Raw genomic sequence first — 9364 nt, 5'->3', positions numbered from 1 at the left:
CCCACGAACGGCGGCCCCCACGACCGGGTGTCGTCACCGGACGGGGACTCGACCTTGATCACCCGGGCGCCCTGGTCGCCGAGCATCATCGCCGCGTGCGGGCCGGCCAGGGCACGGGTCAGGTCGAGGACGAGCAGGTCGGACAGCGGTCCCTCGGTCATGTCCTCCAACCTAGTGTCGGAGCCGGATGATTGTCTTGGGGCATGGTCTCCACGTCGTACCACCTGGTGCCGCACCCCGCGGCGCCGGAGGTGCCGACCCTCGACGGCGACCAGCAGCGGGTGGTCGACCACGCCGGCGGACCGCTGCTCGTGCTGGCGGGTCCCGGCACTGGCAAGACCACCACCCTCGTCGAGGCGATCGCGCGGCGGATCGCGGAGGGAGCCGCTCCCGACGAGGTGCTGGCGCTGACCTTCAGCCGCAAGGCGGCCGAGCAGCTGCGCGACCGGGTGACCGCCCGGGTGGGGCGGACGATGTCGACGGCGATGAGCTCGACGTTCCACTCGTTCGCCTACGGCCTGATCCGGCGCTACTCGCCGGCCGAGCTCTACGAGGCGCCGCTGCGGCTGCTCAGCGCCCCCGAGCAGGACGTCGTCCTGCGCGAGCTGCTGAGCGACCACCCGGAGTCGGTCACCTGGCCTGAGGCGCTCGACCGCGCCGTCGGCACCCGCGGCTTCGCCCGTGAGGTCCACGCGATGCTGTCGCGGGCCCGGGAGAAGGGCCTCGACGGCGCCCGGCTGCGCGAGCTGGGGGAGCGTGAGGGGCTGCCGGAGCTCGTGGCGGCCGGCCTCTTCCTCGACCAGTACCTCACCAACCTCGACCACCAGGGCGCCATCGACTACGCCGACCTCATCCGGCGGGCGACCATCGAGGCGGAGGCCCATCGCGAGGAGCTGCGGGCGAGGTTCCGCCACGTCTTCGTCGACGAGTACCAGGACACCGATCCCGGGCAGGTCGCTCTCCTCCGGGCGATCGCGGGTGACGGCCGTGACCTCACCGTCGTCGGCGACCCCCACCAGTCCATCTACGGCTTCCGGGGCGCGGAGGTGCGCGGCATCCTCGACTTCCCCACCGAGTTCCCGAGGGCCGACGGGCGGCCCGCCGAGGTGGTCGCCCTGCGCACCACGCGCCGGTTCGGCCCGCGGATCCTCGTTGCGTCCCAGCGGGTGGCCGGGCGGCTCGGCCTGCCCGGCTCGATCCCCGGGGAGGCACGCGAGGCGTTCCTGCGGCCGGTGGCCGAGGCCGGGAGCCTGGGCGAGGGCCGGGTCTCGGTCCGCACCTTCGACACCGAGCGGGCCGAGGCCGAGCACCTCGCCGACCTGCTCCGGCGCGCGCATCTCGAGGACGGCGTCCCCTGGGACGACATGGCGGTGCTGGTCCGCTCCGGCCGTACGTCGATCCCGCCGCTGCGTCGCGCCCTCGGCGCCGCCGGGGTGCCGGTCGAGGTCGCCAGCGACGAGCTGCCACTCGTCCGTGACCCCGCGGTCCTGCCCCTGCTCGACGCGCTCCGGGCGGTGGTCAACCTCGACGACGAGTCCAGCAACGACCACATCGACCACATCGACGCCGGACGGGCCGAGGCGCTGCTGCTGGGCCCGCTGGGCGGCCTCGACGCCGGCGATCTGCGTCGGCTCGCTCGCGCGCTGCGGACCCGCGAGAAGGAACGCGCCAGGTCCGAGGAGCGTCCCCCCCTGCCCTCGCGCGAGCTGGTCCGCCGGGCGGTGGTCGACGACGGCTTCCTGGCCGACCTGGAGGGACCGGAGGCGGGCCGTGCCCGGGCGCTCATCGACCTGCTCCGGACAGCCCGTGCCCGGCTCGCCGACGGGGCGACCAGCGAGGAGCTGCTGTGGACCCTCTGGTCGGGGACCGGCTGGCCGCGGCGGCTGCGGCGGTCGGTCGAGCTCGGGGGCGGGACCGCCCGCCGGGCCCACCGAGACCTCGACGCGATCTGCGCGCTCTTCGACGTCGCGGCCAGGGCCGAGGAGCGCCGCGACCACATCGGTGTGCGCGCGTTCCTCGCGACCCTGGTGGCCCAGCAGATCCCGGCCGACACGCTCGCCGACCGGGGAGCCCGGGGGGCGGCGGTGCGCCTCCTCACGGCCCACCGGGCCAAGGGCCTCGAGTGGCGGCTGGTGGTCGTCGCCCACGTCCAGCAGGAGGGCTGGCCCGACCTGCGGCGCCGTTCGACCCTGCTCCGGGCCGACCGGATCGGGGCCGGTGAGGTGGTGCCGCCGGTGACGGCCCGCGAGCTGCTGGCCGAGGAGCGCCGCCTCCTCTACGTCGCCTGCACCCGTGCCCGCCAGCGCCTGGTCGTCACGGCCGTCCAGTCGCCCGAGGACGATGGCGAGCAGCCCTCACGCTTCCTGGAGGAGCTGGGGGTCAACGTCGAGCACGTCGTCGGTCGGCCGGCCCGGCCGCTGTCGATGGCGGGGCTGGTGAGCGAGCTGCGCCGTACCCTCGCCGACCCGGCCACCAGCGAGCCGCTGCGCGACGCCGCGGCCCGGAGGCTGGCCCGGCTGGCGGCCGAGTCGGTCGGCACGCGCCTGCTCGTCCCCGCGGCCGACCCCTCGACCTGGTGGGGCACCCGGGCGGCCACCCGGTCGGTGGAGCCCGTGCGCGACCCCGACCGGCCGGTGCCGGTCTCGGCGAGCATGCTCGACTCGCTGGGGGTGTGCCCGACCCAGTGGTTCCTGGCACGGGAGGCGGGAGGCGTCGCTCGCGCCCACCAGTCGGCGAACCTCGGGGAGCTGCTCCACGCCCTCGCCCAGCGGGTCGCGACCGGCGAGCTCGACGCCGGTCCGACCGACGTCGACCTGCTGATGGCCCACGTCGACGACGTCTGGGACCGTCTCGAGTTCCGGACCCCCTGGTCGAAGCAGCGCGAGCACGAGCGGGTCCGTGCGGCATTGGGGCGCTTCCTCCAGTGGCACCACGCCAACCCCCGCCGGTTGCTCGACACCGAGTCCAGGTTCACCACGGTGGTCGAGCTGGCCGATGGCGAGCAGGTCAGCCTCACCGGCTACGCCGACCGGCTCGAGCTCGACGCCGACGGACGCGTCGTCGTCGTCGACCTGAAGTCCGGGCGTCGACCGCCCACCAACAAGTCCGTCGAGCAGCACCTGCAGCTCGGGCTCTACCAGTACGCCGTCGACAGCGGCGCGGTCGACGCCCTCACCGGCGGACCCGCCTCGTCCGGCGGTGCCGAGCTCGTCCAGCTCGGCCTCGAGAACAACAAGCCGGAGGCCGTCGTGCAGCCGCAGGGAGTGCAGGCCGACGACGGCCCCGAGCGCGACGAGCTGCGGGTCCGGCTGGCCCAGGCCGCGGCGCTGGTGCGTGCCGAGAGCTTCCCGGCCCGCGCGGGCGATCAGTGTCGCGAGTGCGACTTCGTCCCGATCTGCCCGATCAAGAGCGCGGGGGCGGTGACCGCCCTGTGACGACCCGGCAGATCACCACGCCCGAGGAGCTGGCCCGGGTGATGCGCACGCCGTACGCACCGAGCCCCCAGCAGTGGGAGGCGATCTCGGCGCCGCTGTCGCCGGCCGTCGTCATCGCCGGTGCGGGCTCGGGCAAGACGACCCTGATGGCCGCGCGCGTCGTCTACCTCGTCGTCACCGGCCAGGTCCGCCCCGAGGAGGTCCTCGGCCTCACCTTCACGACCAAGGCCGCCAGCGAGCTCCGGCAGCGCATCCGGTCCGCGCTCCGTGCCGCCGGCGCGCTCGAGGAGAGCGAGGACGACGGCGAGGACGTCCTCGAGCCCACCGTCGCCACCTACAACGCCTACGCCGCGAGCCTGCTGACCGACCACGGCCTGAGGATCGGCCACGAGCCCGACACCCGCGTGATCACCGACGCCGCCCGCTACCAGCTCGGGGCGCGAGCCGTCGACCGGTTCACCGGCGAGATCCGTCACCTCACCGACCACCCCGAGACCGCGATCCAGAGCCTGCTCGCCCTCGACTCGGCCATGAGCGAGCACCTCGTCCCGGCGAGCCGGGTCCGTGACCTTGACGCCGAGGCCCGGCAGCAGTTCGCGCGGGCGCTGGCCGAGGAGCAGGCGGGCAAGGACCGCAAGACCTACCGCGAGCCGATCGAGAAGGCGATCTCGGCGATCGACCGACGAACCGAGCTGCTGGGGCTGGTCGAGGCCTACCGACGGCTCAAGGCGGACCTCGGCCTGATGGACTTCTCCGACCAGATCGAGCTCGGAGCCCGGCTGGCGACCGAGCAGCCCGACGTCGGCGAGCTGGAGCGGTCGCGGTTCAAGGTGGTGCTGCTCGACGAGTACCAGGACACCTCGGTCGCGCAGGCCGTGATGCTCTCCCGGCTGTTCGGCGGTGGCCACGCGGTCACCGCGGTCGGCGACCCCAACCAGGCCATCTACGGCTGGCGCGGGGCGTCGGTGTCCAACATCCTCAACTTCGGGGCCACGTTCCCCGCCGGTTCGGGGCCGGTGCCGATCCACCCGCTGACGGTCAACCGGCGATCCGACGAGCGGATCCTCGCCGTCGCCAACCGGCTGGCGACCCCGCTCCACGACAAGTACCCCCAGGTCGAGCCGCTCGAGCCCAAGCCCGAGGCGCAGCAGGGGACCGTGACGACGCAGGTGTTCGAGACCCACGCCGACGAGCTGGCCTGGCTGGTCGACGCGGTCGGCGACGCCCACGACGACGCCTGGTCCAGGATCGGCGTGCTCACCCGCGACAACTCCCACGCCGAGGACGTCTTCGACGCCCTGACCGGGGCCGGCATCCCCGTCGAGATCGTCGGACTGTCCGGGCTGCTGCGCCTGCCCGAGGTCGCCGAGATCGTCGCCCTGCTCCGGCTGCTCCACGACGTGACCGCCAACGCCGCCCTGCTGACGCTGCTGAGCGGCCCGCGCTGGGCGATCGGCCCCCGCGACCTCCGGCTGCTCAGCCGGCGCGCCCACGAGCTGGCCGGACGCTCCGGACGCGGCGAGGACGCGGAGTCCATCACCGACCACCTCCTCGCCGTCGCCGACGGGATCGACCCGGCCGAGATCCCCTCGCTCGACGACGCGCTCGCCGATCCCGGTGACGGCCCCTACTCCGAGGAGGCTCTCGAGCGCTTCGCGCTGCTCGCCGGGGAGCTCCGGATGCTCCGGGCCCACGTCGGCGAGCCGCTGCTCGACGTGGTCCGCAGGATCATCGACACCACCGGCACCGACGTCGAGCTGGCCTCGGCGGTCAGCCCGTCGGCCGCTGCCCGCCGCGACAACCTCGACCTCTTCGTCAAGGCGGTCGCGGAGTTCCAGGCGGTCGACGGCGACGTCTCGCTGCCGGCCCTGCTGGCCTACCTCACCGCCGAGGACGACCAGGGCAACGGGCTCGACGTGGCCACCCCCACCGAGGCCGACTCGGTCAAGCTGCTGACGGTCCACCGGGCCAAGGGCCTGGAGTGGGACTCCGTGTTCCTGGTCGGCGTCTGCGAGACCCGCTTCCCGTCCAACCGGTCACGGACGCTGTGGACGTCCTCGCCGTCGATCCTCCCTGCCCCGCTGCGCGGCGACGCCCACGACCTGCCGCAGCTGGCCGGCCACGACAAGGCCGCGCTCGATGCCTATCGCGCGGACACCCGGGCCCACGACGCGGAGGAGGAGCTGCGGCTCGGGTACGTCGCGTTCACCCGGGCGGCCCACCGGCTGTCCGTGACGTCGTACCTCTGGAGCCCGCGGGCCACACCGTTCGGCCCCTCGTCCTACCAGGACGTCGTGCGCGGGCAGCTCGAGGAGTGGGGCGAGCCGGTGGAGGGCTGGCTGACCAGGCCGCAGAAGGGCGACCCGAACCCCTACGCCGCGGTCGACCCCTCCCGGCCGTGGCCGGCCACCGAGGCCGGGGTGGAGGCGTCGCTGCGGATCGAGGCCGCGCGCCGGGTGCGGGCGGCCGACCCGACCGCGGCCGACGCGGGGCTCGACATGATCGAGGCGGCTCGGGCCGCCGACTGGGACGACGAGCTCGACCGGCTGCTCTCCGAGGCGCGCGCCGACCGCAGCCGCGACATCGCGGTGCCGCTCCCGAGCAGCCTCTCCGCCACCGCGCTGGCCCGGCTGCGTGACGACCCGGAGGCGTTCGCCCGTGACCTGGCCCGCCCGATGCCGCGGCCTCCCTCGTCGGCCGCCCGGTTCGGCACCCGCTTCCACGCCTGGGTGGAGGCGCGCTTCGGCCAGCAGGACCTCTTCGACTACGGCGACCTGCCGGGCCGGGCCGATGCCGGGATCGACGACGACTCCGACCTCAAGGAGCTGATCGGCCTCTTCGAGGCCGGCCCGTTCGCCACCCGGGTGCCCCATGCGGTGGAGGCGCCGTTCGCGCTGGTCCTGGACGGACAGGTCGTTCGCGGACGGATCGACGCGGTCTACGAGGAGGACGACGGGTTCCTGATCGTCGACTGGAAGACCAACCAGGCCGCGACCTCCGACCCGCTCCAGCTGGCGATCTACCGCCTGGCCTGGGCCGAGCTGCACGACGTCCCGGTCGAGCAGGTGCGGGCCGCCTTCTACTACGTCCGCACCGGCGAGGTCATCGAGCCGCCCGAGCTGCCGGGACGGACCGATCTGGAGACCCTGGTCAGCCCTGGGCGAACGCCGCGGTGAGGGCGATCTCGACCATGTCGCCGAAGGTCTTCTCCCGCTCCTGCGACGAGGTCTGCTCGCCGGTCACGATGTGGTCGGACACCGTGCAGATCGCCAGCGCCCGGCGGTCGTACTTCGCGGCCAGCGTGTAGAGCGCGGACGCCTCCATCTCCACCGCCAGCACGCCGTAGTCGACCATCCGCTGTGTGAGCTCGGGCCGGGCGGCGTAGAACGAGTCGCTGGAGAAGATCAGGCCCACGTGCACGGAGGGACCCTCGGCCGCAGTCGCCTGCGAGGCGTCGTACGCCGCGCGGAGCAGGCCGAAGTCGGCGACCGGGGCGTAGTCGAGGCCCTCGAACGCGATCCGGTTCATCGAGGAGTCGGTGCAGGCACCCGAGGCGATGACCAGGTCGCGCAGCGCGAGCTTGGGGGTCAGTGCCCCGCACGAGCCGACCCGGATGACCGTCTGGACGTCGTACTCGTCGAACAGCTCGTTGGCGTAGATCGCCAGTGACGGCTGGCCCATCCCGGACCCCTGCACCGAGACCGGCTCGCCGCGCCAGGTGCCGGTGTAGCCGTACATCCCGCGCACCTCGTTGTAGAGCTTGGCGTCGTCGAGGTACGTCTCCGCGATCCACTTCGCGCGCAGCGGGTCGCCTGGCATCAGGACGGTGGACGCGATCTCGCCGGGGCGGGCGCCGATGTGGGTGCTCACGTACCGGGAAACTACCTCGCCGGGGCCCCTATAGCCTCATCCGCGTGACCCCCGGTCGAACCTTCCCGCACGTCGCGCTCTCCGCCCACGCGCACAACCGGCAGGGCCTGCTCCGCACCGACGACGCGTGGCTGGACCGACGCTGGGACGACCCGGGGACGCGGGTCCTGGTCGTCGCGGGCTCGCGGATCCGCCCCGTCGACGGGCAGGTGGTCTGGGTCGCGCCCTCCGAGGCGCCGGAGGAGGGGACCCGGGTGCTGCTCGGCGAGCGCGCGGGCCGGACCTGGTTCGCGCTGATCGTCGACCCTGCCCGCGCGCCGGGGGAACGTGAGGAGTGGGTCGGCCTGCGGGCCCTGCTCCCGACCCTGGCCGACGGCGACGACCAGGCCCCGCTGCTGCTGCACGCGATCGGGCTCGCGGAGTGGCACTTCGCGACCCGCTTCTGCCCCCGCTGCGCCGGGCCGCTGGAGGCGCGCGCGGCCGGGCACGAGCTCGCCTGCACCTCGTGCGGCCGGCAGCAGTTCCCCCGCACCGACCCGGCGGTGATCATGGCGATCACGCACGGGGAGCAGGGTGCCGCCGAGGAGGCCATCCTGCTGGGGCGTCAACGCGTCTGGCCGGCCGGCCGGTGGTCGACCCTGGCGGGGTTCTGCGAGCCGGGTGAGACGCTCGAGGACGCCGTACGCCGGGAGGTGGCGGAGGAGGTCGGGGTCGAGGTCGGCGAGGTCGTCTACTTCGGCAACCAGCCCTGGCCGCTCCCCGCCAGCCTGATGCTCGGCTTCGTCGGCCGGGCGATCACGCGCGACCTCGACGTCGACGGCGCCGAGATCGAGGAGGCGCGGTGGTTCACCCGCGACGAGCTCCGCGCCGGGATCGAGGCCGGGGAGGTGCTGATCCCGCGCAGCGTCTCGATCTCGTCGTCCCTGATCGAGCACTGGTACGGCGGCCCCCTCCCCGGAGGATGGTGACCTGGAGGCCGGTGGTTGAGGAGGTCGCTCAGCGACCGTCTCGAAACCCGGGCGGGTCAGCGTCAGGACGCGAGCGCCTCGAGCTTCTGCTTCACCTGGGCCAGGGAGGGGTTGGTGTGGGCGGTGCCGTCGCTGTAGACGAGCGTCGGAACCGTCTGGTTGCCGTTGTTGGCCGACTCGACGATCTGCGCGGCGTCCGGCGTCTGCTCGATGTCGACGATCTCGAACGGGATGCCCTCCCGGTCGAGCTGCCCCTTGAGGCGGTGGCAGTAGCCACACCAGGGCGTGGTGTACATCGTGAAGGCGGTCATCGCAGGCGTGTCCCCTCGGACGTCTAGGGTTTCTGGCACACGAGGGTAAACCGCCCGGACGGAGGTGTTGTTCCCGCATGGTCGACGCCGACGACCTGCTCGCCGCTCTCGACCCCGAGCAGCGCGAGGTCGCCACCACCCTCCGGGGTCCGGTCCGGGTGCTCGCGGGCGCGGGCACGGGCAAGACCCGCGCGATCACCCACCGGATCGCCTACGGCGTCGCGACCGGCGTCTACGAGCCGACCGAGGTCCTCGCCGTCACCTTCACGACCCGGGCGGCCGGTGAGATGCGCGGACGGCTGCGCCGGCTCGGAGCGCCGGGGGTGCAGGCGCGGACCTTTCACTCCGCCGCGCTGCGCCAGCTCCGGTACTTCTGGCCCCACGTCCACGGCACCGAGCTGCCCACGCTCACCGAGTCCAAGATCGGGATCCTGGCCACCGCCGCCCGGCGCAGCCGGATCGACGCCGACCAGGCGCTGCTGCGCGACCTGGCCTCGGAGATCGAGTGGGCCAAGGTCAGCAACGTCCACCCCGACGACTACCCCCGGATCGCCCCCTCGCGCGGCCGCTCGGTCGCCGGCCACGGACCCGAGGTCGTCGCCCGTGTGTTCAGCACCTACGAGGACGTCAAGCGCACCCAGGGCCGGATGGACATGGAGGACGTCCTGCTCTTCACCGCCGGACTGCTGGCAGACGACGAACGCGTCGCCGCCCAGGTCCGCCGCCAGTACAAGCGGGTCGTCGTCGACGAGTTCCAGGACGTGTCACCGCTCCAGTCGGC

7 protein-coding genes are annotated in these 9364 nt (G+C 73.6%); 4 read left to right on the top strand and 3 right to left on the bottom strand.

Annotation, left to right across the window (positions count from 1 at the left end; all coding sequences use genetic code 11):
- Positions 1 to 161 (bottom strand): CoA transferase (locus VFN12_RS09545; protein ID WP_325118416.1); only part of this gene is annotated, 161 nt, incomplete at its 3' end.
- A 42-nt stretch (positions 162 to 203) separates the two neighbouring features.
- Between VFN12_RS09545 and VFN12_RS09540 the strand changes: the two genes are divergently transcribed.
- Both VFN12_RS09540 and VFN12_RS09535 read left to right on the top strand, forming a co-directional pair.
- A complete protein-coding gene (locus VFN12_RS09540; RefSeq protein WP_325118415.1) occupies positions 204 to 3434 on the top strand; it encodes an ATP-dependent DNA helicase in 3231 nt (1076 codons plus the stop codon).
- Positions 3431 to 6610 (top strand): ATP-dependent DNA helicase, encoded by a 3180-nt coding sequence (locus VFN12_RS09535; RefSeq protein ID WP_325118414.1) that lies wholly within the window; start codon positions 3431 to 3433, stop codon positions 6608 to 6610. Before VFN12_RS09540 ends, VFN12_RS09535 begins: the two co-directional genes overlap by 4 nt.
- On the opposite strand, the gene deoD is transcribed toward VFN12_RS09535, so the two are convergent.
- Positions 6585 to 7304 carry a purine-nucleoside phosphorylase gene (deoD, locus tag VFN12_RS09530; RefSeq protein ID WP_325118413.1) on the bottom strand — a complete coding sequence of 240 codons (720 nt, stop codon included), beginning with the start codon at positions 7302 to 7304 and terminating at the stop codon, positions 6585 to 6587. The genes VFN12_RS09535 and deoD overlap by 26 nt on opposite strands.
- A gap of 44 nt (positions 7305 to 7348) precedes the next feature.
- On the opposite strand from deoD, the gene nudC reads away from it, so the two are divergent.
- Entirely contained in the window at positions 7349 to 8272 is a 924-nt protein-coding gene (gene nudC, locus VFN12_RS09525; protein WP_325118412.1) for an NAD(+) diphosphatase, read from the top strand.
- A 62-nt stretch (positions 8273 to 8334) separates the two neighbouring features.
- On the opposite strand, the gene VFN12_RS09520 is transcribed toward nudC, so the two are convergent.
- On the bottom strand, positions 8335 to 8583 hold the full coding sequence (locus VFN12_RS09520) for a mycoredoxin (RefSeq protein ID WP_325118411.1): 249 nt from the start codon (positions 8581 to 8583) through the stop codon (positions 8335 to 8337).
- A gap of 77 nt (positions 8584 to 8660) precedes the next feature.
- On the opposite strand from VFN12_RS09520, the gene VFN12_RS09515 reads away from it, so the two are divergent.
- On the top strand, positions 8661 to 9364 hold a 704-nt coding region (locus tag VFN12_RS09515), incomplete at its 3' end, for an ATP-dependent helicase (RefSeq protein ID WP_325118410.1).

The sequence above is a fragment of the Nocardioides sp. genome (assembly GCF_035703625.1).
In the GTDB taxonomy this organism is placed as follows: domain Bacteria; phylum Actinomycetota; class Actinomycetes; order Propionibacteriales; family Nocardioidaceae; genus Nocardioides.
The sequence above is the reverse complement of the archived record's forward strand: the minus strand, read 5'-3'. Positions and strand labels throughout refer to the sequence as shown.

Excerpts from the sequence above, each read along its gene's own strand:
- VFN12_RS09520 (WP_325118411.1), bottom strand. The coding sequence starts at position 8,583 with ATGACCGCCTTCACGATGTACACCACGCCCTGGTGTGGCTACTGCCAC.
- VFN12_RS09540 (WP_325118415.1), top strand. The coding sequence starts at position 204 with ATGGTCTCCACGTCGTACCACCTGGTGCCGCACCCCGCGGCGCCGGAG.